Source organism: Streptomyces sp. NPDC051218 (genome assembly GCF_044455475.1).
Classification (GTDB): domain Bacteria; phylum Actinomycetota; class Actinomycetes; order Streptomycetales; family Streptomycetaceae; genus Streptomyces.
Genome location: NZ_JBITEU010000010.1, coordinates 410,185 through 435,307 on the forward strand (window position 1 = coordinate 410,185; position 25,123 = coordinate 435,307).

Below are 25,123 nucleotides of genomic sequence, written 5' to 3' on the forward strand. Positions count from 1 at the left end.
TTGTATCGAACGCTTGGCCAAGGTCGGCCAAAGGGCGTGTCCCATGCAGGATTATCGGTATGGCTCGACCTAGGTTGGTCCGGTGGAGCAACACAGGACGCGTCCCCCCCAGTCTCCGGCCCGGCCGCGACGCACCGCGCCCCTGCCGCCGCAGGGCAGGCCATCCGACGCGGCGGCGGTCTACCGCGCCGCACCCCGCCCCCGCCGCCCGGCCCCGCCCTTCGTACGCAAACTGCGCGCGCTGCCCCTCTACCGCAGGCTGCGCGCGATGCCGAACCCGCGCCTCACGGGGCTCGGCAGCGGGCTCTTCTGCGCCACGGTGATGTTCCTGCTCGCCTGTCTGCTGTGGCTGCTCTTCGGCAGTTCGGCCGTCGCGTACGGGGTTCTGTTCGTGCCCGTGAGCATCCTCACCGCGTTCTGGGTGCGGCCCGCCGATCTGGTGACCGCGCCGGTGGCTGTGCCGATCGCCTTCGCCGTGGGTCTGATCCCGATCTCCGGGGGCAACGGCGGCGGCTTCAGCGGGCATTTCATGGGGCTGATCACCGCGCTCGCGCTGCACGCGGGCTGGCTGTACGGCGGGACGATCGTCGCCGCTCTCATCGTGGCCGGGCGCCGGATCAAGCTCATGGGGCAGCGGCGCCGGGCTCGGGCCGTCTCCCCCGCCGCAGCCGGGCCGGGGCAGGGGCCGGGGCCGGGAACTGGGGCGGGGATGGGCGCGGGGTCGCGGGGAGTGGCCAAGCGGCGTATGCCCACCGCGTGAGTCCATCGCGCGAGCCTGGGGCCCGGCGGGGAGATGGGCACCCGCCGGGGAGGCCGCGTTCCCGCGTCCGCGTGGTTACTTCTCCGCCGCTGCCATCGCCGCGCCCACGATCCCCGCGTTGTTCTGCAGCTCCGCGGGGACGATCTCTGCCTTGATGTCCTTGATCAGCGGCAGGAACTTGTGCGACTTGCGGCTCACGCCGCCGCCGATGATGAAGAGCTCGGGCGAGAACAGCATCTCCACGTGCGCCAGGTACTTCTGGACGCGGTGCGCCCAGTGCTCCCAGCTGAGGTCCTCGTCCTCCCTGGCCTTGGACGACGCCCGCTTCTCCGCGTCGTGACCGTGCAGCTCCAGGTGGCCGAGCTCGGTGTTCGGGACGAGGCGGCCGCCGGTGAACAGGGCGCTGCCGATGCCCGTGCCGAGGGTGAGCAGGATGACCGTGCCCGTCCGGCCGCGGCCCGCCCCGAAGTGCATCTCGGCCACGCCCGCCGCGTCCGCGTCGTTCAGGACGGTGATGGGGGCGTCGCCGCCGAGCCGGTCCGACACCAGGCTCTCGATGTCCGTGCCGATCCAGCTCTTGTCCACGTTGGCCGCGGTGCGCGCCGTACCGTCGGTGATCACGCCGGGGAACGTGGCGCCGATCGGGCCCGTCCAGCCGAAGTGCTCGACGACCTCCCGCACCTTGTCGGCCACGCCGTCGGGCGTGGCCGGGTGCGGGGTCAGTACTTTGTGCCGCTCTTGTGCCAGGTCTCCACGGTCCAGGTCAACGGGCGCGCCCTTGATCCCTGATCCGCCGATGTCCACACCGAAGATCTGCATGAGACCCACCGTACGGCCACCCTCCGACAGCCGCGTTACTTCTGTGACAGCTCGGCGGCCTCGGCGCGCAGGTCGCGGCGGAGCTCCTTGGGCAGCGAGAAGGTGATCGACTCGTCGGCCGTCTTCACCGTCTCCACGTCCCCGTAGCCCCGCTCGGCGAGCCACTCGATGACGCCGTCCACCAGGATGTCGGGCACCGAGGCGCCCGAGGTGAGGCCGACCGTGGTCACGCCCTCCAGCCAGGCCTCGTCGATCTCCTCGGCGTTGTCGACGAGGTGCGAGGCGGCCGCGCCGGCGTCGAGGGCGACCTCGACCATGCGGATCGAGTTCGAGGAGTTCTTGGAGCCGACCACGATGACCAGCTCGGCGTCCTCCGCCAGCTTCTTCACCGCGACCTGGCGGTTCTGCGTGGCGTAGCAGATGTCGTCGCTGGGCGGGGAGATCAGGCCCGGGAACTTGGTCTTGAGGGCGTCGACCGTCTCCATGGTCTCGTCGACCGAGAGGGTGGTCTGGGAGAGCCAGACGACCTTGTCCGGGTCGCGGACCTCGACGTTCGCGACGTCGTCGGGGCCGTCGACCAGCGTGATGTGGTCGGGGGCCTCACCGGACGTGCCGATGACCTCCTCGTGGCCCTCGTGGCCGATCAGGAGGATGTCGAAGTCGTCCTTGGCGAACCGGACGGCTTCCTTGTGGACCTTCGTGACCAGGGGGCACGTCGCGTCGATCGTCGCCAGTTTCCGCTCGGCGGCTTCGGCGTGGACCGTCGGCGCCACTCCGTGCGCGGAGAACATGACGATGGAGCCCTCGGGGACCTCCGCCGTCTGGTCGACGAAGATGGCCCCCTTCTTCTCCAGGGTCTGCACCACGTACTTGTTGTGCACGATCTCGTGGCGGACATAGATCGGGGCCCCGTACTGCTCAAGGGCCTTCTCGACGGCGATCACGGCACGGTCCACACCCGCGCAGTAGCCGCGGGGGGCGGCGAGCAGGACTCGGCGGGCAGGAGTCGAAGCAGTCATGCCCCCATCGTAAGGCCGAGCCCAGCGCGTCAAAGATCGGCTTCTTGGGGAGACTGGGGGCCTGCGTTCACTTACGGAGGCACGATGTCCGGTAACCAGTCCGGGAACCCCGGCGACTCAGACACGACGGGCGGCGCCCACACCGCCCCCGCTGCCGAGGGCGACGGCCTTCGGCGCAGTCTCGGCTTCCGTGATCTGGTCGTCTACGGGTTGCTGTTCATCGCCCCAATGGCGCCGGTCGGCGTCTTCGGGACGCTCGACGCCAAGTCGCACGGCGCGGTGGCGCTCGTCTACCTCATCGCCACGGTCGCGATGGCGTTCACCGCATTCAGCTACGCCCAGATGGTGAAGGTGGTCCCCCAGGCGGGTTCCGTCTTCGCCTACGCGCGCGTGGGGCTCGGCAACGGCCCCGGGTTCATCGCCGGGTGGATGGCGATGCTCGACTATCTCCTCATCCCGGCCGTCGCCTATCTCTTCTCCGGGATCGCGATGGAGGCGCTCGTGCCCTCCGTCTCCCGGTGGGTGTGGACGGCGATCGCGGTCCTGGTGACGACCGCGCTGAACCTGTGGGGCGTACGGGCGGCCGCGCGGGTCGGGTTCCTGGTGCTCGCCATGGAGATCGTGGTCCTCCTTGTCTTCGTGGTGTCGGCGATCGTCGTCCTTGCGCAGGACGGGGCGCAGCGGGACTGGCTCTCGCCGCTGAGCGGGGACGGCTCGCAGGGGGCGTTCGCGCTGGGTGCCGTGGTGGGGGCGGTGTCGGTGGCGGTGCTGTCGTATCTGGGCTTCGACGCGATCGCCTCGTTCGCGGAGGAGGTGACGGGGGGCTCGGCGAAGGTGGCGCGGGCGGTGCTGTGCTGCTTGGCGCTCGCGGGTGTGCTGTTCGTCGCCCAGACGTATCTGGTCGCTCTGCTCGAACCGATGTCGTCGGCGCAGCTGGCCGCCGAGCCGGCCAAGCAGGGGTCCGCCTTCTACGATGCGGTCGACTCGGCGGTCGGGGACTGGCTCCATGACCTGGTGGCCGTCAGCAAGGCGATCGGTGCGGCCTTCGCCGCGCTGGCCGGGCAGGCCGCGGCGGGGCGGCTCCTGTTCGCCATGGCTCGCGACCGGCGGCTGCCGGGGGCTCTGTCGAGGACGGATTCGGGGACGCCTCGGCTCGCGTTGCTGTGCTCGGCTGTGATCACGATGGTGGCGGCGGTGTGGGCGGCTCGGCGGGACGACGGGATGGATCACCTGGTGTCGGTGGTGAATGTCGGGGCGCTTACGGCGTTCGTGTTGCTGCACGCGAGCGTGGTGGGGTGGTTCGCGGTACGGAAGCGGGGCGGGGCGGTCAGTTGGTGGCGGCATCTTCTGGTGCCGGTGCTGGGGGCGGCGATCACCATTGCCGTGATTGTCGAGGCTTCGGGGGCTGCGCAGGTGGTGGGGGCGGTGTGGTTCGCCGCGGGGCTCGCGGTGCTGTTCGGCCAGCGGGGTCGCCGGGGGGCTTTCCCGCCCCCGCCGGGGGGTCACTGACTTGGTCGGCGTTGGCCCCGCCGGGGGCGTGGGGGCCGGGGCTGGCGGGGGGCCTTCGGGGGCCTGAACCGCCGCTGGGTCTGGCGGGGGCGCCTTGGCGGGGCCTGAACCGCCGCTGGGCCTGGCGGGGGCGCCTTGGCGGGGCCTGAACCGCCGCTGAGCCTGGCGGGGGCGCCTTGGCGGGGCCTGAACCGCCGCTTCGCGGCGGATCTTTCCCGCCCACCCACCCGATACTCCGCGTCCGGTCCTCGATGTAGGAGCGCTGGTTGTGCCGGCACTGGTTGAGCTTGTGGCCGGGCGGGGCGGTGAGCGCAGGGCGGAAGCTGAGCAGGTGGGGCGACTGGCCGTCAGGTGCGTGCTCGGGAGCTGGGTGGGCGGGTGGGTGGGTGGGTGGGTGGTGCGAGTGCCGGGGCGGGCCTCGATAGCGCTAGTTGAGCAGACGGGCGGACAAGAGTGGCCGGGCAGGGGCCGCGCGGGTGGGGGCCCGGGTAGAGCCCCGGGCGCGGGAGCCGCGCGGGCGGGGGCCGGGGCGCGGGAGTTGTGCGGGGCGAGGCCGAGCGGAGGTCCGCGCTCGGGAGTTGTGCGGGCATAGGGCCGCGGTTGTTGAGGGCTGAGGGTGGGCTTCGTGGGTGTGCGTGGGGGTTGGGGTGTCGGTGGTGGGTTATACGCTCCGGGCATGGCTTTGAATACGTCCGCTGATGCCCCGTTGCCCGTGGGTGAGGTGTCGCGGCTCATCGGGGGGTGGATCGATCGGCTCGGTGCCGTGTGGGTCGAGGGGCAGATCACGCAGCTGTCCCGCAGGCCCGGCGCCGGCGTCGTATTCATGACGTTGCGCGATCCCTCGCACGACATCTCCGTCAGCGTCACCTGCTACCGCCAGGTGTTCGACGCCGTGGCGGACCTCGTCTCCGAGGGCGCCCGAGTCGTCGTCCACGCCAAGCCCGAGTGGTACGCACCCCGGGGGCAGCTGTCCCTGCGGGCCGTCGAGATAAAGCCCGTCGGTGTGGGTGAACTGCTCGCGCGCATCGAGTTGTTGAAGAAGAGCCTCGCCGGGGAGGGGCTCTTCGCCGCCGACCGGAAGAAGGCGCTGCCCTTCCTTCCCCAGCTCATCGGCCTCGTCACCGGACGCGCCTCCGCCGCCGAGCGGGACGTACTCGAAAACGCCCGGCACCGCTGGCCCGCCGTCCGCTTCGAGGTGCGTAACGTCCCCGTCCAGGGCGTGCACGCCGTAACGCAAGTCGTGCAGGCCGTGAAGGATCTCGACTCGCTGGACGCCGTCGACGTGATCATCGTGGCCCGCGGCGGCGGCAGCGTCGAGGACCTGCTGCCGTTCTCCGACGAGCAGCTCGTACGCGCCGTCGCCTCCTGCCGTACGCCCGTCGTCTCCGCGATCGGCCACGAGCCGGACAACCCCCTGCTCGACTACGTGGCGGATCTGCGCGCCTCCACCCCCACCGACGCCGCCAAGAAGGTCGTGCCGGACGTCGGCGAGGAGTACGAGCGCGTGCGGTGGCTGCGGGACCGGGCCCGGCGCTGCATGGACGCCTTCCTCGACCGCGAGGACCGCGGCCTCGCGCACGCCCTCGCCCGCCCCTCCATGGAGAATCCGCACCGCATGATCGAGGAGCGCGAGGAGCAGGTCTCCGCGCTCGTCGACCGCAGCCGCCGCACGCTCGGGCATCTCCTCGACCGCGCCGAGTCGGAGCTGACGCACACCCACGCGCGCGTGGTGGGCCTCTCCCCCGCCGCGACGCTCCAGCGGGGGTACGCGGTGCTGCAGAAGGCGGACGGCGCCGTGGTGCGGGCCCCGGAAGACGTGGCCCCCGACGAGGAGCTGCGGGCCCGGGTCGCCGAGGGCGAGTTCACCGTACGGGCCACAGAGACCACACGAACCGACATTTAGGGTGGGGCACATGACCAGCAAGACGGACGAGGCCACGAGCCCGGCGGACGTACTCGGCTACGAGCAGGCACGGGACGAGCTCATCGAGGTCGTACGCCGCCTGGAGACCGGCGGCACCACGCTCGAGGAGTCGCTCGCCCTGTGGGAGCGCGGCGAGGAACTGGCGAAGGTGTGCCGCCGCTGGCTGGACGGCGCCCGCGCCCGCCTGGACGCTGCCCTGGCCGGTCCCGACGGGGACGCCGACGCGAACGAGGGCGCGGACGCCCAGGACGACTAGCGCGACTAGCGCGACTAGCGCGTCGGCACTTCGGCACCGCACGACCCGCCGCAGATCCTCGCCCCCTGACCTGGTGCGTTGTGAAGCGGATCACCAAACCGCCGATTTGGTTGAAGATTAAACCGCAGCGTCGTACGGTCGACGAAGCAAGCTGATCCACGCACGACGCACCGAGAAGGTTGATCCATGTCTCTCGTCCTTGACCCCGCCGCACAGGACCTGCTCTTCCGCGAGGCCCGCACCGCGAACTCCTTCACCGATGAGCCGGTCACCGACGAGCAGGTTCAGGCGATCTACGACCTGGTCAAGTTCGGCCCGACCGCCTTCAACCTGTCCTCGCTGCGCATCACGCTGGTCCGCTCGCCCGAGGCCCGCGAGCGCCTGGTCCAGCACATGGCCGAGGGCAACCAGCCCAAGACCGCCTCCGCCCCGCTCGTCGCGATCCTCTCCGCGGACAACGAGTTCCACGAGGAGCTGCCGACGCTGTTCCCGCACTTCCCGCAGGCCAAGGACGTCTTCTTCTCGGAGCGCCCGGCCCGCGAGGGCGCCGCGCACCTCAACGCCGCGCTGCAGGCCGCCTACTTCATCATCGGCGTGCGCGCCGCCGGCCTGGCCGCGGGCCCGATGACCGGCTTCGACGCCGCCGGCGTCCAGAAGGAGTTCCTGGACGGCGACCACACCCCGCTGATGGTCGTCAACATCGGCAAGCCCGCCGAGAACGCCTGGTTCCCGCGCTCCCCGCGCCTCGAGCTCGACCAGGTCATCCAGACCGTCTGAGAGTGACGCCTGCCGACGAGCAGGCAGTACGAGTGAGGGCCCCGGCGACTGCCGCCGGGGCCCTCACTCGTACCACCCGAGAGACTCGTACCACCCGAAGGACTCAGGCCACCCGAGAGACTCAGGACGTCTTCAGCGCCTGCGCCATCTCCGTCAGCTGACCGAACGACGCCGTACCCGCAACCACCGTCGTCGCACCCTTGTCCTCGCGCACCAGGGCGTCGTACGTCTGGCCCTTGTAGCGGTGCCACGTCTGGCCGCCGATCTTCTCGGTGGCCTTCGTCCGCACGGCCCGCTGCGTGGCATCTTCGATGAACTTGACCGGCTTGGCCGTGGACTGCTTGACCACGACGTACTCACCGGACGGGTCGAGGAAACCCAGGTGCCAGCTGTCGCCCTTGGAGCCGTCGAACCGCACCGACGTCGGCTTCCACGTCTTGGCCAGGCCCTCGGGGGCGACCACCGGATACGCCGCCGCCCGGCGCGCGGACAGCAGCTCCACGCGGTAGTCGACGCGCTTGACGGGACTCTTGGAGTCGTCGTGCGGGATGAAGAGGTACATCGCGCCTGCCACGAGGGCGATCACCGCCATCGACCACAGCATGTTCCGTACGGTCTGCTTGCCTTGTCTGCCTGCCACGCCCCCCATGTTCTCAGGCCCCGGACAACGCGCTTCCCCCGGTGCTCCCCAAGCGCCGATCCGCCTGAGCCCGAGCGCACTTTCCGCTTGAGCCCGACCGCCCTATCCGCTCATGCGTGGGGCCCTCTGCTCATTTTGTCGACCTACGGATAGAGTCGTCGCACACCCTCATCCGGCCGTCGTCGTATCAGCAGAAAGGTGCGCTCCGATGACCGAGCATCATCTCCCGTCCGAGCTCGAAGTCTCTCCCGAGGCTCCCGACCGCAACCTCGCCCTGGAGCTCGTCCGGGTCACCGAGGCCGCCGCCATGGCCGCCGGCCGCTGGGTCGGCCGCGGCGACAAGATCGGCGCCGACGGTGCCGCCGTCAGGGCCATGCGCACCCTCGTCTCCACCGTCTCGATGAACGGCGTCGTCGTCATCGGTGAGGGCGAGAAGGACGAGGCCCCGATGCTCTTCAACGGAGAGCGCATCGGTGACACCACCGGCGCCGAGGTCGACATCGCCGTCGACCCGATCGACGGCACGACCCTGTGCGCGAAGGGAATGCCGAACGCGATCGCCGTGCTCGCCGCCGCCGACCGCGGTGCAATGTTCGACCCGTCCGCGGTCTTCTACATGGACAAGCTGGTCACGGGCCCGGAAGCCGCCGACTACGTGGACATCAACGCCCCGGCGTCCGTCAACATCCGCCGCGTCGCCAAGGCCAAGGGCCGCTCGCCCGAGGACGTCACGGTCATGATCCTCGACCGCCCCCGCCACGAGGGCATCGTCAAGGAGATCCGCGAGACCGGCGCGCGCATCAAGTTCATCTCGGACGGCGACGTCGCCGGTTCGATCATGGCCGTGCGCGAGGGCACCGGCGTCGACATGCTCATGGGCATCGGCGGCACCCCCGAAGGCATCATCTCGGCCTGTGCGATCAAGTGCCTCGGCGGAACGATCCAGGGCAAGCTGTGGCCCAAGGACGACGCGGAGCGCCAGCGCGCGCTCGACGCGGGACACGACCTGGACCGCACGCTGTCGACGACCGACCTGGTCCGCGGGGACAACGTCTTCTTCGTCGCGACCGGCATCACCGACGGCGAGCTGCTCCAAGGCGTGCGCTACGCCGCCGAGAAGGCCTCGACCTCGTCCCTGGTCATGCGCTCCAAGTCGGGCACGATCCGCAAGATCGACTCCGACCACCGCCTCGCGAAGCTGCGCGCCTACAGCGCCATCGACTTCGACCGCGCCAAGTAGCCGAGCCGCCAAGTAGGCTTCATAGAGCGCGAGTTGCGCACACCGGAGGGGGCGCCCCGTGCGGGGGACGCCCCCTTCGGCGTACAGAGGAACAGGCCTATCCGGCGGCGGCGATCGGCCCCGCGGTCGTGTGCGCGGCCTTCTTGAGCTCGACCTCGCGGCGTCGGCGCCTGGCCAGCACCACGCGGCGCTCCGCGGCCGTGAGGCCGCCCCAGACGCCGTACGGCTCGGGCTGGAGCAGGGCGTGCTCCCGGCATTCGACCATCACCGGACAGCCGCCGCAGACGCGCTTCGCGGCTTCCTCCCGGGACAGGCGTGAGGCGGTCGGTTCCTTCGACGGGGCGAAGAACAGCCCGGCCTCGTCTCGTCGGCACACCGCCTCGGTGTGCCATGGGGCGTCTTGGTTGCGATCTCGCACTGGTCCACGCTGGGCCGGAACGGCGGCGACCTGCAGGGACTGATGCGACGGCTGCAGCACGGGTCTACTCCTGACGACGGCTTCGCGAGCGAGAGACGATGCAGCAGCTCTACCCGCTGTGCATGCGCCTATGCACTGAGTTCCGATTAGCGGAACTTCGCGCCGTCAGTGGCCCTAATGCGCCCCTCAGTGGCCGAGATGCTTGCGCAGGTGCTTGTGCAGGTCCCGGACGAGCTTGCCCCGCTTCGCCTTCGCCTCGATGTTGCCGAGGACCGCGAACCCGTCGACGAAGACGACCGGCGCGTCCCGCTCGGCCGAATCGAGCATGTCCACCTCGAAGTTGCCGAGCACGCCCGTGCCGTTCCCGCGCAGCGAGACGTTCTCCGGGACGCGGATCTCGACGTTGCCGAAGACGGAGATCGCCCTGATGACGATCTGGCGCTGCTCGAAGATCGCCTCGCTGAGGTCGATCTCCACGCTGCCGAAGATCGCGTACGCGTGCATGCGGCGGCTCACGCGCCAGCGTCCCTTGCGGACCGAGGCGCTGAAGACCGCGACCAGGTTCTCGTCGGCGACCGGCGGCACCACGCCGTCCGAGGGCCGGGAGGGGACGGGCTCGGGAGTCACCGTCGGGCGCGCGGCACCGCCCGCCGCGGGCAAGTCGCTGACCAGCGGCTCCAGTTCACCCATGGTCTTGGCGCGATAGACCCCGTCGATCCGCTCGCCGTGCTCCTCGGCGGTCAGCCGGCCCTCGGCAAGGGCCTCGCGGAGGATGTCCGCCGTGCGGTCCCGGTCGGCGTCCGACGCGCGCATGCCTGTGGGCTGCGGTTCCGGGTGGGTCTGCTCGGGGGGCTGAGGGCGCTTCTCTAGGTCCACACCACTCAGCGTACCCAAACGCGATAGATCGCGACTACCCCCTGTGGACAACCCGCGCACACCCGCGCGACCCCGGGCGAGCGCTCGCGGCAACACCGGACGGGCGCTACTGAGCCTTACCTCACAGACCCGGCCGTCCTGTGGCGTTCTACGCTGGTTGGCGCGTCGCCAATGGAGGCCGCGCCGCTGTCTGCCGAGTGAGGAATGGCCGTAATGCCAGAGTTTGAGTACTCCGATCTGCTCCCCCTGGGAGAGGACACCACGCCGTACCGGCTGGTGACCGCCGAGGGTGTCTCCACCTTCGAGGCCGACGGGCGGACGTTCCTCAAGGTCGACCCGGAGGCGCTGCGCACGCTCGCCGCCGAGGCGATCCACGACATCCAGCACTATCTGCGGCCCGCGCACCTGGCCCAGCTGCGGCGCATCGTCGACGACCCGGAGGCGTCGGGCAACGACAAGTTCGTGGCGCTCGACCTGCTCAAGAACGCGAACATCGCGGCCGCCGGCGTGCTCCCCATGTGCCAGGACACCGGCACCGCCATCGTCATGGGCAAGCGCGGCCAGAACGTCCTCACCGAAGGTGAGGACGAGAAGGCGCTCTCGAAGGGCGTCTTCGACGCGTACACGAAGCTGAACCTGCGCTACTCGCAGATGGCTCCCCTGACCATGTGGGAGGAGAAGAACACCGGCTCCAATCTCCCGGCCCAGATCGAGCTGTACGCGACCGACGGTGGCGCCTACAAGTTCCTCTTCATGGCCAAGGGCGGCGGCTCGGCCAACAAGTCATTCCTCTACCAGGAGACGAAGGCCGTTCTGAACGAGGCCTCCATGATGAAGTTCCTGGAGGAAAAGATCCGCTCCCTGGGTACGGCCGCCTGCCCGCCGTACCACCTGGCGATCGTCGTCGGCGGCACCAGCGCGGAGTTCGCCCTGAAGACCGCGAAGTACGCCTCCGCGCACTACCTGGACGAGCTGCCCGCCGAGGGCTCCCCGACCGGCCACGGCTTCCGGGACAAGGATCTTGAGGAGAAGGTCTTCGAGCTGACGCAGAAGATCGGCATCGGCGCGCAGTTCGGCGGCAAGTACTTCTGCCACGACGTGCGCGTGGTGCGTCTGCCGCGTCACGGCGCCTCGCTGCCCGTCGCGATCGCCGTCTCCTGCTCGGCCGACCGCCAGGCGACCGCGAAGATCACCGCCGAAGGTGTCTTCCTGGAGCAGCTGGAGACGGACCCGGCGCGCTTCCTGCCGGAGACCGAGGACTCCCACCTGGACGAGTCCGCGGACGTCGTGAAGATCGACCTCAACCAGCCCATGGACGCGATCCTCGCCGAGCTCACCAAGCACCCGGTGAAGACCCGCCTCTCGCTGACCGGCCCCCTCGTCGTGGCCCGCGACATCGCGCACGCCAAGATCAAGGAGCGCCTCGACGCCGGCGAGGAGATGCCGCAGTACCTGAAGGACCACCCGGTGTACTACGCGGGCCCGGCGAAGACCCCCGAGGGCTACGCCTCCGGCTCCTTCGGCCCGACGACGGCCGGCCGGATGGACTCCTACGTGGAGCAGTTCCAGGCGGCCGGCGGCTCCAAGGTCATGCTCGCCAAGGGCAACCGCTCCAAACAGGTCACCGACGCCTGTGACGCGCACGGCGGCTTCTACCTGGGCTCGATCGGCGGCCCGGCGGCGCGCCTCGCCCAGGACTGCATCAAGAAGGTCGAGGTCGTCGAGTACGAGGAGCTCGGCATGGAGGCGGTGTGGAAGATCGAGGTGGAGGACTTCCCTGCCTTCATCGTGGTCGACGACAAGGGCAACGACTTCTTCCAGAACCCGGCCCCGGAGCCGACGTTCACGTCCATCCCGGTGCGGGGGCCTGGCCTGGCCTAGCACGTACGCAGCGCCAAGAGGGGCCCTCTCCCGGGAGAGGGCCCCTCTTCATTGCTCAGGCGAACCGCTGGTTCGCCGCCCCGGTGCACTTTTGGAGCCGCAGCGGCTCCTTCGCCCCGGCCAGGGTCAAACAGAGCCCGCTCGCGGCGGCGGGACGCAATGTCCCCGCCTCACGCACGAACTTCTGGTTGGCCCCGCCGTGGCAGTTCCACAGAGTCACGGCGGTGCCTTCCTGCGCCGTCCCCGGAACATCCACGCACCGGTCCTGCGTCAGACCGGTGTGCAGCGACTTCTGCCCCGCGTCGTACCACCACGTCTGGTTCCTGTTGCCGGTGCAGTCCCAGCCCTGGACCTTGGTGCCGTTACGGCTCTTCGAGGCGTCGGCATCCACGCACGTCCCCGTGCCCGCGTTCTTCAGCGGCTTGTACGCGTCGTCCCATCCGCCCTGGTACAGCTTCGGGCTGCCCGTGCTCGCCGGGTCCGCGCAACCACCCTCGCTCCAGCCGGAGTTGTAGATCTGCGTCAGGCAGGAGGCGAAGGCCGCGTGGCCGCGGGCGTTGGGGTGGAAGGACTGGCGGACCGAATTGGAGTCCGGCGGGAAGGGGTTGGAGAGGTCCACGTAGAGGCCGCGCGCCCAGGTGTCCTCCATGCAGACCTCATGGCCGTGGAAGAGGCGGGAGTTGTCGAGGTAGGTCGCGCCCGCGGCCTTGACCGCCTTGCGCATGCCGGTCTCGAAGGCGGGGACGGCGTAGTTGCGGCCCCACTCGGTGTCGGAGTCGTAACCGAGGCCGCCGCAGATCAGCTTGCCGGGGAACTTGGGGTTGTCACGGAAGTCCGGCCCGATCGGGCTCGGGTACCCCATGACGACCAGGTTGTAGTCGTCGCCCGCGTAACCCGCGTCCCTCATGACGGTCTTCAGGTCGCGGATGGACTGCTCGACCTTGGGCACGAGCGCGTCGACCCGCGCCTGCCAGCCGTCGTTGTACTTGCCCGCGCAGGCGCCCTGGCTGAGCAGGAAGCGCGTCACGCAGTCCGTCATCACGGGGGCGAACTGAAGGTCGTCGTTGGCCCCGATGACGAGCATCACCGCCTTGATCTTGGTGTTGCGCGCCTTGACGGCGAGATTGTCGCTCTGCACCAGCTCGTCGGGGTACTGCTGCTCGCCACCGATCTTGATGTTGACGGTCTGCGCCCCCGAGCAGGCGACGTTGTACGTCACGTCGGCGGGGATACCGGTGCGGTGGATGGCGGCGTCCGGGGAGCGGTGGCACCAGTTGTCGGGGCCGTCGGTGCCCGGTTCGTACGTTCCGACGCCCTCCCCCGAGATCTCGCTGTCGCCGAGCGAGATGAGCCCGGTCTTCCGTTCGGCGAGCGGGCGCTCGGCCGGGTCGCCGTAGAGCTCGGTGGCCTCGGCCGCCCTGATCTTCTCCAGTTCGGGCGGCAGGGGCGTGGACACCGGCGCCCTGTTCCCCTCCTCCGCGGCCTGGGCCGGCATGGCGGCGGCCGTCCCGACTACCGCCGCCATCGCCACGGCCGCCGCGAACGTACATCGCAGGCTGCTCCGGCGGCCGCGTCTGATGCGCTTCATTGCGCCTCCCCGGTTTGGTGTTACCCACGGTTTTTACTGGTCGGTAAGAGCCTTGGGAATACCTGGAACAAGACAAGTGCTCAACTTTTCAGCGAGGTTTGACGGAGAGGTAGGTTCGAGGCATGACCAGCGACGCCAGCGCAAGCGACAGCGGTGACTACCGGATCGAACACGACTCCATGGGCGCGGTGCGGGTCCCCGAACACGCCAAGTGGCGTGCGCAGACGCAGCGGGCGGTGGAGAACTTCCCCGTCTCCGGGCAGCGCCTGGAGCGCGCGCACATCGCCGCTCTCGCCCGGATCAAGGCGGCCGCGGCCAAGGTCAACGCGGAGCTCGGGGTGCTCGACAAGGACGTGGCCGACGCGATCGCGGACGCCGCGGGCGAGGTGGCCGAAGGGCGCTGGGACGAGCACTTCCCCGTGGACGTCTTCCAGACCGGCTCCGGCACTTCGTCCAACATGAACACGAACGAAGTCCTCGCGACGCTGGCCACGGAGCGCCTCGGCCGGGACGTCCACCCGAACGACCACGTGAACGCGTCCCAGTCGTCGAACGACGTCTTCCCCTCCTCGATCCACGTCGCTGCCACCGGCGCCGTGACGCAGGACCTGATCCCGGCGCTGGAACATCTGGCGACCGCCCTGGAGCGCAAGTCCGCGGAGTTCGCCGACGTGGTGAAGTCGGGCCGCACGCATCTGATGGACGCCACGCCCGTGACCCTCGGCCAGGAGTTCGGCGGGTACGCGGCCCAGGTGCGCTACGGCGTCGAGCGGCTCCGGGCCTCGCTGCCCCGCCTCGCCGAACTGCCCCTCGGCGGCACGGCGGTGGGCACCGGCATCAACACCCCGCCCGGCTTTTCGGCGGCCGTGATCGACGAGGTGGCGCGGGCCACGGGCCTGCCGCTGACCGAGGCCAGGGACCACTTCGAGGCGCAGGGCGCACGCGACGGGATCGTCGAGACCAGCGGGCAGCTGCGCACGATCGGCGTGGGCCTGACGAAGATCGCCAACGATCTGCGCTGGATGGCCTCGGGACCGCGCACCGGCCTCGCCGAGATCAACCTTCCCGATCTCCAGCCCGGTTCCTCGATCATGCCGGGAAAGGTGAACCCGGTCATCCCGGAGGCGGTCCTCATGGTCGCCGCGCAGGTCACCGGCAACGACGCGACGGTCGCCGCCGCGGGGGCCGCCGGCAACTTCGAGCTGAACGTGATGCTGCCGGTCATCGGCAAGAACGTCCTGGAGTCCGTGCGGCTCCTCGCCAATGTGTCGCGGCTGCTCGCGGACCGGACGGTGGACGGCATCACCGCGAACGCCGAGCGGGCACGGGAGTACGCCGAATCGTCGCCCTCCGTCGTCACGCCGCTGAACAAGTACATCGGTTACGAGGAGGCGGCGAAGGTCGCCAAGAAGTCCCTGGCCGAGCGGAAGACCATCCGGGAGGTCGTGCTCGAAGGCGGGTACGTCGAGCGGGGCGAGCTCTCCCTGACCCAGCTGGACGAGGCTCTGGACGTGCTGCGGATGACGCATCCATAGCTGTTTTCCTGTGCGCCCGGACACGTTCCGAAGAGCTTGTCCGGGCGCCGACTAATATCTCCGCATGACAGACCTCACCACGCCGCCAACGACGAGCAGCGAAGCAGCACGCTGGGCCCCCGGCTCCCACGTCCTGTGGCGGTACAAGGAGAACGCCGGGAACGGCATTCACATCTGCCGGCCCGTCACGGTCGTGCGGGACACCGAAGACGTGCTCGCCGTCTGGATGGCCCCCGGCACGGAATGCGTGAAACCCGTCATGGCCGACGGGACCTCCGTCCACCAGGAACCACTCGCCACCCGCTACACGAAGCCGCGCGCCCTGCGCAGGGGCCGCTGGTCCGGCACGGGCGTACTGAAGTTGGCCCGACCTACGGAGCCGTGGTCGGTGTGGCTGTTCTGGGACCCGGGATGGCGCTTCAAGAACTGGTACGTGAACCTTGAGGAGCCGCGCACCCGTTGGGCCGGCGGCATCGACTCGGAGGATCACTTTCTGGACATCTCCGTGCGGCCCGATCGGTCATGGCTCTGGCACGACGAGGACGAGTTCGTGCAGGCCCAGCACGCCGGACTCATGGGGGCGGGGAAGGCGCGGGAAGTGCGGGCCGCCGGGGACGCCGCCATCGACGTGATCCGCTCGTGGGGGCGGCCCTTTTCGGACAACTGGCCGCACTGGCGCCCCGATCCGGACTGGGCGATTCCGCCCCTACCGGACGACTGGGATCGCACGCCCGTACATGTGACGTCATGAGACCCTTGATGCGCCCCCATGGTTCAAACGTAGGATCGTCCTCCGCAAGGGCGCACAGCAGCAACTCAGCAGCAACTCCCTGAGCTTGCGCGTTGCCTGACAGGATGTCATCGAAGGGCGGCAGAACGTGAGCGAGCCGAGCGGGTTCGACAGGTACGGCGGGCCATCCGGCATGCTGCCCGACCGGACGGGCCAGGCCGAGGCCTTCGACGCCATCGGACAGCACTACGACGACGCGTTCCCGCACAAGGACGGCCAGTTGGCCGCCGGGCGCAGGCTCGCCGACGCACTGCCGCCCGGCTCCAGGGTGCTCGACGTGGGGTGCGGCACCGGACTGCCTACCGCCCGGCAGCTCACCGACGCCGGGCACTCGGTCCTCGGCATCGACCTCTCCTCGGGCATGCTCGACCTCGCCCTGAAGAACGTACCCGCGCAGAACGTCGAATTCCGGCAGCTCGACGTGGCGGCACTGCGCTCCGAAGGGCCGGGCGGCGTAGGGAAGTTCGACGGGATCGCGGCATTCTTCGCGCTCCTCATGCTGCCGCGCGCCGAGATCCCGTACGCTCTGCGGCTGCTGCACGGACTGCTGCGCCCCGGGGGTCTGCTCGCGCTCTCCATGGTCGAGGCGGACCTGGACGACGCGGGAATTCCGTTCCTGGGGCACACAATCCGGGTATCCGGATACCTGCGGGACGAACTGCGGCAGGTCGTACGTGACGCGGGCTTCGACATCGTCGACGAGGACACGTACTCCTACGCCCCGGCGACCACCGACGTACCACCCGAACACCAGGTTTTCCTGCACTGCCGACGCGGCTGACCAACGTAGCCACCGGACATCAAGGCGCAGCCCCGGACGGACGGATTCGAAACGCGTGACGGAGCACTCCATCCCCGACGAGGGCCGACAGCCCCGAGCTGCCCGGCCCGCCGCCCCCGCGGACCCCCGCGGGGCGCTGGTGCGTGCCCCGAAGGCGCGGGACACCCCGGGCGCGGCCGCTTTACCCGCACAGTCCCAGGCCCGCACGGGCGACTCCACCGCGAGCCCCAGCGACGAGCACGCGCAGTCGCCCGGCCCCTCGGGGCAGCAACCCGACCCCCACCGGCCGCGCCCCGACCAGGGGGCGGGCCAGGGCGGCGGGCACGACGATCCCGATGGCGCCCCCGCGGGCGCCCCCGGCGGTGAGGAGCGGCGTACGGGACAGCCACGGCCGCCGGGCTCCGGCCCCGCGGCGATGAGACGCGACGGCGACCGGCTGCGCTTCGTGGGCGCCGCGACCCGGCGCATCGCCCGCGGCATCGACCTGGACGAGATCGTGATGGGCCTGTGCCGGGCCACGGTGCCGACGTTCTCCGACGCGATACTGGTCTACCTGCGCGACCCGCTGCCGGTCGGCGAGGAGCGGCCCAGCGGCGCGCTCATCCTGCGCCTGCGCCGCACCGACCGGCTGCGCTCGATCGAGGAAGGCGCGGAGGACCCCGACACCGAGGGCGGCAGCCCCCTGCCCGCCCTCCAGGTGCAGACCGACCTGGTGACCACCGCCGAACTGTGCGAAGTGCGCCCCGGCGGCGCCCTCGCCGAGGTCCTGCGCGGGGTGCGCCCGGTCTTCGCCGACGCCCCCGCGGCCCGCGCCGCCCTGCCCGAACTGCTCGGCGAGGGACGCACGGTCCCCTCCGGGCAGCGGACGATCCTCGCCCCGCTGCGCGGCAGGCGCCGGGTGATCGGCGCCGCGGTGTTCCTGCGCCGCCCCGACCGCCCCGCGTTCGAGGGCGACGACCTCCTCGTCGCGGCCCAACTGGCCACGCACAGCGCGCTCGGCATCGACAAGGCCGTGCTCTACGGCCGCGAGGCGTACATCGCGGACGAGCTGCAGCGCACGATGCTGCCCGAGACCCTGCCGCGCCCGACCGGCGTGCGCCTGGCGTCCCGCTATCTCCCGGCCGCCGAGACGGCCCGGGTCGGCGGCGACTGGTACGACGCGATCCCGCTGCCCGGCAGCCGGGTCGCGCTCGTCGTGGGCGATGTCATGGGGCACTCCATGACATCGGCGGCGATCATGGGCCAGCTGCGGACGACCGCGCAGACCCTGGCCGGGCTCGACCTGCCGCCCCAAGAGGTCCTGCACCACCTGGACGAGCAGGCGCAGCGCCTCGGCTCGGACCGCATGGCGACCTGCCTCTACGCGGTCTACGACCCGGTCGCGCACCGCATCACCATCGCCAACGCCGGCCATCCGCCGCCCGTCCTGCTGCACTTGGGCGGTCGGGCGGAAGTCCTGCGGGTCCCGCCGGGCGCCCCCATCGGCGTCGGCGGTGTCGACTTCGAGGCCGTGGAGCTGGACGCGCCCGCGGGCGCCACCCTGCTGCTCTACACGGACGGCCTCGTCGAGTCCCGCCTGCGTGACGTGTGGACCGGGATAGAGCAGCTGCGCGAACGGCTCGCCGCCACCGCGCAGTTGACGGGCCCCGACCATCCGCCGCCCCTGGAGGCCCTGTGCGACGACGTGCTCGACATGCTCGGCCCCGGCGACCGTGACGACGACATCGCGCTGCTCGCCGCCCGCTTCGACGGCATCGCGCCGAGCGACGTCGCGTACTGGTTCCTGGAGCCGGAGGATGCCACGCCCTCGCGCGCCCGGCGCCTGGCCCGCAGCGCCCTGGAGCGCTGGGGCCTCCAGGAGCTGACCGACTCCGTGGAGCTCCTGGTCAGCGAGGTCGTGACGAACGCCGTGCGGTACGCGTCGCGGCCGGTGACCCTGCGCCTGCTGCGCACGGACGTGCTGCGCTGCGAGGTCGGCGACGACGTGCCGCAACTGCCGCGCCTTCGCCAGGCGCGGGCCACGGACGAGGGCGGCCGGGGGCTCTATCTCGTCAACAAGCTGGCCCGGCGCTGGGGCGCGACGCGGCTGAGCACCGGCAAGGTGGTGTGGTTCGAGCTGAACCACAGCTGAGCGCCGAGCAGTTCACGGCGAAGGCCCCGGAAGCGTGTGCTTCCGGGGCCTTCGCCGTGCCATGTGTCCGTCAGTCCCTGCCGGGCCGCCCGTTCGGGTTCTCCGGGATCTCGATGGAGGTCGTCGGGTCCGGCTCCTCCGGGTCACCCGTCGGCGGCTCGGTGGTCGGGTCGTCCGTCGGCGGTTCGGTCGTCGGAGTCTCCGTCGGCTTGTCCGTCGTCGGGTCGTCCGTCGGCGGCTTCGTCGTCGGGTCCTTGGTCTTCGTGGGCTCCTGCGTCGGTTCCTTCGGGGCCTGTGTCGTCGGCTCCGGCGGCGGTGCGATCGCCGCGCCCATGGAGGTGTCCAGGTCGAACTCGCTGGGCGAGCCCATCGCGTCGAAGGTGTACGCCGCCCAGATCTGCGCCGGGAAGCTGCCGCCGTCGACGCGCGGCAGACCACCCGCGCCCTTCATGGAGACCTGCTTGCTCTCCTCTGCGGTACCGGCCGCGCCCTCGCCGAACAGACCGACGGACGTGACCAGCTTCGGCGTGTAGCCGGTGAACCAGGCCGACTTGTTGTCGTCGGACGTACCGGTCTTGCCCGCCACGTCCTGCACCGGGCTGCGCACCGCGCGGCCCGTGCCGTCGTCGACCACGCCGGTCAGGACCGAGGTGAGCGAGTCCGCGGTACCGCGCTCGACGGCCTGCTCGCCGATCGGGTCCGGCAGCTCGATCGTGCGGTCCTTGTGCTCCACGGAGGCCACGACCGCGGGGGTGACCTTCTTGCCGTGGTTGTCGAGCGTGGCGTAGACCCCCGCCATCTCCAGCGGGCTGGCGCCCATGGTGCCCAGGGTCTGGGCGGGCACGGCGGGCAGATCCTCGACGTCCATGCCGAGCTTGCCCGCGGTCTCCAGGACCTCGTCCATGCCGACGTCCACGCCCATCTGCGCGAAGACGGAGTTGATGGACTTGTTCATCGCCTTCTGGACGGTGGAGGGGCCATAGCTCTTGTCGTCCTCGTTCGGCGGCGCGAAGGCGACGTCACTGCCCTTGACCGGGCGCTCGCTGGTGCCGTCGTAGATCGTGTTGGCCGTGATCGGCTGGCCCGACTGCGTCTTGGCGCCGTTCTCCAGGGCGGCGGCCAGGATCAGCGGCTTGAAGGTGGAGGCGGGCTGGTAGTCACGCCGGGTCGCGTTGTTCGTGTAGTGCTTCACGTAGTCCCGGCCGCCGTACATCGCAAGGACCTTGCCGGTCTTGGGGTCGACGGACGCGGCGCCCGCCTGCACCCGGGCGTCGGCCTTGCGCTTGTCCGGGTCGAGCTGGTCGTTCAGCTTCTTGTCGACGGCCTTCTCGAGCTGCTGCTGCTTCTTCTTGTCGATGTTGAGCGTGATCGTGTAGCCGCCCGCGTCGAACTGCTCCTCGCTGAGGTGGCCGGCCTTCATGACCTCGTCCTTGGCCGCCTTCACGAGGTAGCCGTTCTGGCCTTCGAGGCCGGGTGCGGCCTTGGGCGGCTCCGGCTTGTCGAACGTCATGCCCTCGCGCTCGCTCGCGGACAGCCAGTTCTCCTCGACCATGTTGTCCAGTACGTAGTTCCAGCGCGCCTCGACCAGCTTCCTGCTGGCGGGCGTCGCGGACGTCCAGTCGTACTGGCTCGGGGCCTGGAGGAGAGCGGCGAGGTAGGCGCCCTGCGAGACGGACAATTCCTCGGCGTCGACGCCGTAGTACGCCTGGGCGGCGGCCTGGATGCCGTAGGCGCCGCGGCCGTAGTAGCTGGTGTTGATGTACCCGGCGAGGATGTAGTCCTTGCTCTTGTTCTGGTCCACCTTCAGTGAGATGACCAGTTCCTTGAGCTTGCGGGTCACCGTCTGGTCCGCCGTCAAGTAGTAGTTCTTGACGTACTGCTGGGTGATCGTCGAGCCGCCCTGCTTGCCCTTGCCGGAGACGGTGTTGATCAGGCCGCGGGCCGTGCCCTTGAAGTCGACGCCCTTGTCCTTGTAGAAGGACTTGTTCTCGGCGGCCACGAACGTGCGCTGGACCTTCTTGGGCACCTTGTCCAGGTCGACGACCTCGCGGTTCAGCTCGCCGGTCCTGGCGATGACGTCGCCGTTCTTGTACTTGTAGACGTTGCTCTGGAGCTTGGCCGCCGCGTTGCCCTCCGGCACGTCGACCACCATGTAGAGGACGACGAAGGAGAGCATGCCCAGCAGGCAGAGCCCGAAGAACGTGCCCAGGATCTTCTTCAGCGTGAAGAACCGGCGTATGCCCGTGCGCTTGGGTTTGCCGCCACCGGCGGGGCGCCCGCGCGATGCCCGGCGCGCGCCGCGCTGCCGCGCCTGTCGCTCTTCCGCTCGGCCCATGGTCCCGTGTGCTCCGCTTCCGTCTAGTCCTCATGCGTACGTCGAGTGCGTACGCAGAGTGCGTACGTCGAGTCAGCTCACGAAGCTAACACCGCACCCTGGGACAAACTCCTGCCGATCCGGTCTTTTCCGGACGTGACAATGAGCACCTGCCCTTAAGAACCGACGAACACAGGCCTCAGAAGGTTGCCCGCTTCTCGAACCTGTGAGCCACCGGTCAACTCCGAACCGTGTGTATACATGGCACGTATACACACGGTGTAGAGTGCTCCGCATGTCCATCGGTCACACCCTCCTCGGCCTCCTTGAGTCGGGCCCGCGCCACGGCTACGACCTCAAGCGCACCTTCGACGAGAAGTTCGGTCACGACAAGCCACTGCACTACGGGCAGGTCTACTCGACCATGTCCCGCCTCCTGAAGAACGGCCTCGTCGAGGTCGACGGCATAGAGGCGGGCGGCGGCCCCGAGCGCAAGCGGTACGCGATCACCGACGCCGGCATCACCGATGTCGAGCAGTGGCTCGCGACCCCGGAGAAGCCCGAGCCCTACCTCCAGTCGACCCTCTACACGAAGGTCGTCCTCGCGCTCCTCACCGAACGCGACGCCTCGGAGATGCTGGACGCCCAGCGGGCCGAGCATCTGCGTCTGATGCGCATCCTCACCGACCGCAAGCGCAAGGGTGACCTCGCCGACCAGCTGATCTGCGACCACGCGCTGTTCCACCTCGAAGCCGATCTGCGCTGGCTGGAACTGGCCGCGGCCCGCCTCGGCAAGCTCGCCCAGGAGGTTCGCTCCGCATGACGCCCGCCGGCTCCCTCCTGACCGCATCCGGCCTGCGCAAGACGTACGGTCCGACGACCGCGCTCGACGACGCCGGGTTCTCCATCCACCCCGGCGAGGTCGTCGCCGTGATGGGCCCGTCCGGCTCGGGCAAGTCCACGCTCCTGCACTGCCTCGCGGGGATCGTGAAGCCCGACGCGGGCTCCATCACCTACAACGGCCGCGAGCTCACAGATCTGCCGGACGCCACGCTGAGCGCCCTGCGCCGCAGCGAGTTCGGCTTCGTCTTCCAGTTCGGCCAGCTGGTCCCCGAGCTGACCTGCGTGGAGAACGTCGCGCTTCCGCTGCGGCTCAACGGCGCGAAGCGCAAGGAGGCCGAGGCGACCGCCCGTACGTGGATGGAGCGTCTGGAGGTCGACGACGTCCGCGCCAAGCGGCCGGGCGAGGTCTCCGGCGGCCAGGGGCAGCGCGTCGCCGTGGCCCGCGCGCTCGCCACGAGCCCGCGCGTGATCTTCGCCGACGAGCCGACCGGCGCGCTGGACTCCCTCAACGGCGAGCGCGTCATGGAGCTGCTCACCGACGCCGCGCGCTCGGCGAACACCGCCGTGGTCCTGGTCACGCACGAGACGCGGGTCGCCGCCTACTCCGACCGCGAGATCGTCGTACGTGACGGCAGGGCCCGCGACATGGAGCGGGCGATATGAGTCCCCGCGCCTTCGCCCGTGACCTGGTGATGGGCCTACGTTTCGCCGTCGGCGGCGGCCGTGAGGGCTGGACCCGCACCCTGCTCACGGCGGTCGGCGTCGGCCTCGGTGTGGCTCTGCTGCTCGGCGCGGCATCCGTGCCCAACCTGCTCAAGGAGCGCGAGGACCGCTCGGTGGCCCGCACGGCCGAGGGTGAGTTCTCGGGCGAGAAGATCAAGCCCTCCGACTCCACGGTCCTTCAGCGCGACGTCCCGACCGACTTCCGTGACTCGACGGTGAGCGGCCGCGTGCTGCGCGCCGAGGGCTCCCACCCGGTGCTGCCGCCCGGCCTGGACAAGATGCCGGCGGACGGCGAGATGGTCGTGTCGCCCGCCCTGCGCGATCTCCTGAACAGCTCCGACGGCGCCCTCCTCAAGGAGCGGTACGGCGACTACAAGGTCACCGGCACCATCGGCGACGCGGGCCTGACCAACCCCAAGGAGCTCTACTACTACGCCGGTTCCGACGCCCTCACCCCGGCCAAGGGCGGCCACCGCGTGGACAGTTACGGCTACGAAGAGCCCGCGGAACCCATGGACCCGATGCTGATCGTCCTGGTGGTCCTGATCTGCGTGGTGCTGCTCACCCCGGTGGTCATCTTCATCGGCACGGCGGTCCGCTTCGGCGGCGACCGGCGCGACCGGCGTCTTGCCGCCCTGCGCCTGGTCGGAGCGGACGCGCACAGCGTGCGGCGGATCGCGGCGGGCGAGGCCCTGTGTGGCGCGCTGCTCGGGCTCGCCGCGGGCGGACTGTTCTTCATGGGAGTACGCGAGCTGGTCGGCACCCTCGACGGGTGGCGGATCAGCGCCTTCCCCTCCGACGTGGTGCCGGTGCCGGCCCTCGGCGCCCTGATCCTGCTCGCCGTGCCGCTCACGGCCGTCGTGGTCACGCTGATCTCGCTGCGGGCCGTCTCCATCGAACCGCTCGGGGTCGTGCGCAGCACCAAGCCCCGCAAGCGCCGCCTGTGGTGGCGCATCGTGATGCCGCTGCTCGGCCTCGGCATCCTGCTGGCCGCGGGCCGCGTCGGGGGCGACTACGCGCCGCCGGTCTTCGCCATCGGCGCCGGCGCGACGCTCACCCTGGTGGGCCTGGCCGCGCTGCTGCCCTGGCTCGTCGAGGCGAGCGTGGCCCGGCTGCGCGGCGGTGGCCCCGTGCCCTGGCAACTGGCCACTCGCAGGCTTCAGTTGAGCAGCGGTACGGCGGCGCGCGCGGTGAGCGGCATCACCGTGGCGGTGGCCGGCGCGGTCGCCCTGCAGATGCTGTTCGTCGCGATGCACGACGACTTCAACCGGGTGACCGGCACCGACCCCGGCCGCGCCAAGCTGGTGGTCCGGGCCGACGTCGGCGACGGCGAGCTCGCCCAGCGGATGATCGACAGGTTCCGCACGACCAAGGGCGTCAAGAACGTCATCGGCACGGTCACCTCGTACGTCGTGAAGCCCGGCACGATGAAGAACCCCGAGGACATCCGGCCCACCACGGAGCTGACGGTCGGCACCTGCGCCAACCTGCGCGAGCTGGCCCGGATCGGTACCTGTCAGGACGGCGACACCTTCGTCGTGCACACGGGCAACGCCAGGATGAACAAGTGGGTCGACGAGTCGGCCCGTCCGGGCAAGCCGATCGACCTGAACTCCGACAGCTGGGACCGAGCGGGCAAGCACGTCCCGTGGACGCTGCCCGCGGACTCCCGCACGGTCCAGGCGCGCCCCGACCCGGGCGGCGACCTGCACGATGGCATCTACGCGACGCCGGGCGCGATCGACGTCTCCAGGATGACCAACGCCTCGACGACCGCGATGATCCAGGTCGACCCGGAGGTCGAGGACGGCGAGGAGTTCATCCGCAACACCGCGGCCCACGTCGACCCGTTCCTCTCCGTGATGACGCTGCGCGCGGTCGAGCGCGACAAGCAGTACGCCACCATCCAGACCGGTCTGCAGATCGGCGCGATGGCGACGATGGGGCTGATCGCGGCGTCCCTGCTGGTCTCGATGATCGAGCAACTGCGGGAGCGCAAGCGTCTGCTGGCCGCGCTCACCGCGTTCGGCACGCGCCGCGCGTCGATGGCCTGGTCGATCCTGTGGCAGACCGCGATCCCGGTGGCGATCGGCCTCGTGCTCGCCGTCGCGGGCGGCCTCGGTCTGGGGTGGGTCATGGTCCGCATGATCGACAAGACGGTCACCGACTGGTGGCTCTTCGCCCCGCTGACGGCCGCGGGCGCCGCCCTCGTCGCCGTCGTGACGCTGCTCAGCCTGCCGCCGCTGTGGCGCATGATGCGCCCGGACGGCCTGCGCACGGAGTAACTCCCGTAAGAGGG

At 70.2% G+C, this 25,123-nt stretch carries 21 protein-coding genes; 14 read left to right on the forward strand and 7 right to left on the reverse strand.

The window, feature by feature from the left end; translation table 11 throughout:
• Positions 1-82 precede the first annotated feature (82 nt).
• A complete protein-coding gene (locus ACIBCK_RS29875; RefSeq protein ID WP_399395216.1) occupies positions 83-760 on the forward strand; it encodes a DUF6542 domain-containing protein in 678 nt (225 codons plus the stop codon).
• 75 nt (positions 761-835) lie between these two features.
• Here the strand turns inward: ACIBCK_RS29875 and ppgK are convergent, their stop codons facing one another.
• Both ppgK and ACIBCK_RS29885 read right to left on the reverse strand, forming a co-directional pair.
• Entirely contained in the window at positions 836-1,579 is a 744-nt protein-coding gene (gene ppgK, locus ACIBCK_RS29880; protein WP_399395218.1) for a polyphosphate--glucose phosphotransferase, read from the reverse strand.
• A gap of 35 nt (positions 1,580-1,614) precedes the next feature.
• The gene (locus tag ACIBCK_RS29885) at positions 1,615-2,598 is read right to left on the reverse strand and encodes a 4-hydroxy-3-methylbut-2-enyl diphosphate reductase (protein ID WP_399395220.1); all 984 of its coding nucleotides are present in this window, start codon (positions 2,596-2,598) and stop codon (positions 1,615-1,617) included.
• A gap of 84 nt (positions 2,599-2,682) precedes the next feature.
• Here ACIBCK_RS29885 and ACIBCK_RS29890 point away from each other — a divergent pair, with 84 nt between their 5' ends.
• From ACIBCK_RS29890 to ACIBCK_RS29905, 4 genes are all read left to right on the forward strand, one after another.
• A complete protein-coding gene (locus ACIBCK_RS29890; RefSeq protein ID WP_399395222.1) occupies positions 2,683-4,107 on the forward strand; it encodes an APC family permease in 1,425 nt (474 codons plus the stop codon).
• Positions 4,108-4,783: 676 nt separating this feature from the next.
• On the forward strand, positions 4,784-6,010 hold the full coding sequence (gene xseA, locus ACIBCK_RS29895; RefSeq protein WP_399395224.1) for an exodeoxyribonuclease VII large subunit: 1,227 nt from the start codon (positions 4,784-4,786) through the stop codon (positions 6,008-6,010).
• Positions 6,011-6,020: 10 nt separating this feature from the next.
• Positions 6,021-6,287 (forward strand): exodeoxyribonuclease VII small subunit, encoded by a 267-nt coding sequence (locus ACIBCK_RS29900; protein ID WP_399395226.1) that lies wholly within the window; start codon positions 6,021-6,023, stop codon positions 6,285-6,287.
• Positions 6,288-6,473: 186 nt separating this feature from the next.
• Positions 6,474-7,064, forward strand: a complete 591-nt coding sequence (locus ACIBCK_RS29905; RefSeq protein WP_399395228.1) for a malonic semialdehyde reductase — start codon at positions 6,474-6,476, stop codon at positions 7,062-7,064.
• 121 nt (positions 7,065-7,185) lie between these two features.
• Here ACIBCK_RS29905 and ACIBCK_RS29910 read toward each other — a convergent pair whose 3' ends face one another.
• Positions 7,186-7,704: a DUF4245 domain-containing protein gene (locus ACIBCK_RS29910; protein ID WP_399395230.1), complete on the reverse strand. Its 519-nt coding sequence runs from the start codon at positions 7,702-7,704 to the stop codon at positions 7,186-7,188.
• A gap of 208 nt (positions 7,705-7,912) precedes the next feature.
• Here ACIBCK_RS29910 and glpX point away from each other — a divergent pair, with 208 nt between their 5' ends.
• Complete coding sequence (gene glpX / locus ACIBCK_RS29915; protein ID WP_367044672.1) at positions 7,913-8,944, forward strand: class II fructose-bisphosphatase; 1,032 nt, start codon at positions 7,913-7,915, stop codon at positions 8,942-8,944.
• 97 nt (positions 8,945-9,041) lie between these two features.
• On the opposite strand, the gene ACIBCK_RS29920 is transcribed toward glpX, so the two are convergent.
• Positions 9,042-9,422 carry a WhiB family transcriptional regulator gene (locus tag ACIBCK_RS29920; protein ID WP_361055699.1) on the reverse strand — a complete coding sequence of 127 codons (381 nt, stop codon included), beginning with the start codon at positions 9,420-9,422 and terminating at the stop codon, positions 9,042-9,044.
• Between the two features lie 126 nt (positions 9,423-9,548).
• Positions 9,549-10,238, reverse strand: a complete 690-nt coding sequence (locus ACIBCK_RS29925) for a DUF1707 domain-containing protein (RefSeq protein ID WP_399395232.1) — start codon at positions 10,236-10,238, stop codon at positions 9,549-9,551.
• A 213-nt stretch (positions 10,239-10,451) separates the two neighbouring features.
• On the opposite strand from ACIBCK_RS29925, the gene ACIBCK_RS29930 reads away from it, so the two are divergent.
• Positions 10,452-12,119: a fumarate hydratase gene (locus ACIBCK_RS29930; RefSeq protein WP_399395234.1), complete on the forward strand. Its 1,668-nt coding sequence runs from the start codon at positions 10,452-10,454 to the stop codon at positions 12,117-12,119.
• 55 nt (positions 12,120-12,174) lie between these two features.
• Here the strand turns inward: ACIBCK_RS29930 and ACIBCK_RS29935 are convergent, their stop codons facing one another.
• Positions 12,175-13,707 carry a ricin-type beta-trefoil lectin domain protein gene (locus ACIBCK_RS29935; protein WP_399395236.1) on the reverse strand — a complete coding sequence of 511 codons (1,533 nt, stop codon included), beginning with the start codon at positions 13,705-13,707 and terminating at the stop codon, positions 12,175-12,177.
• Between the two features lie 122 nt (positions 13,708-13,829).
• Between ACIBCK_RS29935 and ACIBCK_RS29940 the strand changes: the two genes are divergently transcribed.
• From ACIBCK_RS29940 to ACIBCK_RS29955, 4 genes are all read left to right on the forward strand, one after another.
• Positions 13,830-15,242 carry a class II fumarate hydratase gene (locus ACIBCK_RS29940; protein ID WP_399395237.1) on the forward strand — a complete coding sequence of 471 codons (1,413 nt, stop codon included), beginning with the start codon at positions 13,830-13,832 and terminating at the stop codon, positions 15,240-15,242.
• 64 nt (positions 15,243-15,306) lie between these two features.
• A complete protein-coding gene (locus tag ACIBCK_RS29945; RefSeq protein WP_399395238.1) occupies positions 15,307-15,993 on the forward strand; it encodes a DUF402 domain-containing protein in 687 nt (228 codons plus the stop codon).
• 172 nt (positions 15,994-16,165) lie between these two features.
• Positions 16,166-16,813, forward strand: coding sequence for a class I SAM-dependent methyltransferase (locus ACIBCK_RS29950; RefSeq protein WP_399395344.1), 648 nt, complete (start codon positions 16,166-16,168; stop codon positions 16,811-16,813).
• 415 nt (positions 16,814-17,228) lie between these two features.
• Positions 17,229-18,944, forward strand: a complete 1,716-nt coding sequence (locus ACIBCK_RS29955; RefSeq protein WP_399395240.1) for a SpoIIE family protein phosphatase — start codon at positions 17,229-17,231, stop codon at positions 18,942-18,944.
• Between the two features lie 70 nt (positions 18,945-19,014).
• Here the strand turns inward: ACIBCK_RS29955 and ACIBCK_RS29960 are convergent, their stop codons facing one another.
• The gene (locus ACIBCK_RS29960; protein WP_399395242.1) at positions 19,015-21,279 is read right to left on the reverse strand and encodes a transglycosylase domain-containing protein; all 2,265 of its coding nucleotides are present in this window, start codon (positions 21,277-21,279) and stop codon (positions 19,015-19,017) included.
• 274 nt (positions 21,280-21,553) lie between these two features.
• On the opposite strand from ACIBCK_RS29960, the gene ACIBCK_RS29965 reads away from it, so the two are divergent.
• From ACIBCK_RS29965 to ACIBCK_RS29975, 3 genes are read left to right on the forward strand one after another with little or no spacing between them, the layout of a single operon-like run.
• Complete coding sequence (locus ACIBCK_RS29965) at positions 21,554-22,081, forward strand: PadR family transcriptional regulator (protein WP_367044664.1); 528 nt, start codon at positions 21,554-21,556, stop codon at positions 22,079-22,081.
• On the forward strand, positions 22,078-22,764 hold the full coding sequence (locus ACIBCK_RS29970) for an ABC transporter ATP-binding protein (protein ID WP_399395245.1): 687 nt from the start codon (positions 22,078-22,080) through the stop codon (positions 22,762-22,764). Before ACIBCK_RS29965 ends, ACIBCK_RS29970 begins: the two co-directional genes overlap by 4 nt.
• Complete coding sequence (locus ACIBCK_RS29975; protein ID WP_399395246.1) at positions 22,761-25,109, forward strand: FtsX-like permease family protein; 2,349 nt, start codon at positions 22,761-22,763, stop codon at positions 25,107-25,109. Before ACIBCK_RS29970 ends, ACIBCK_RS29975 begins: the two co-directional genes overlap by 4 nt.
• Positions 25,110-25,123: the final 14 nt, after the last annotated feature.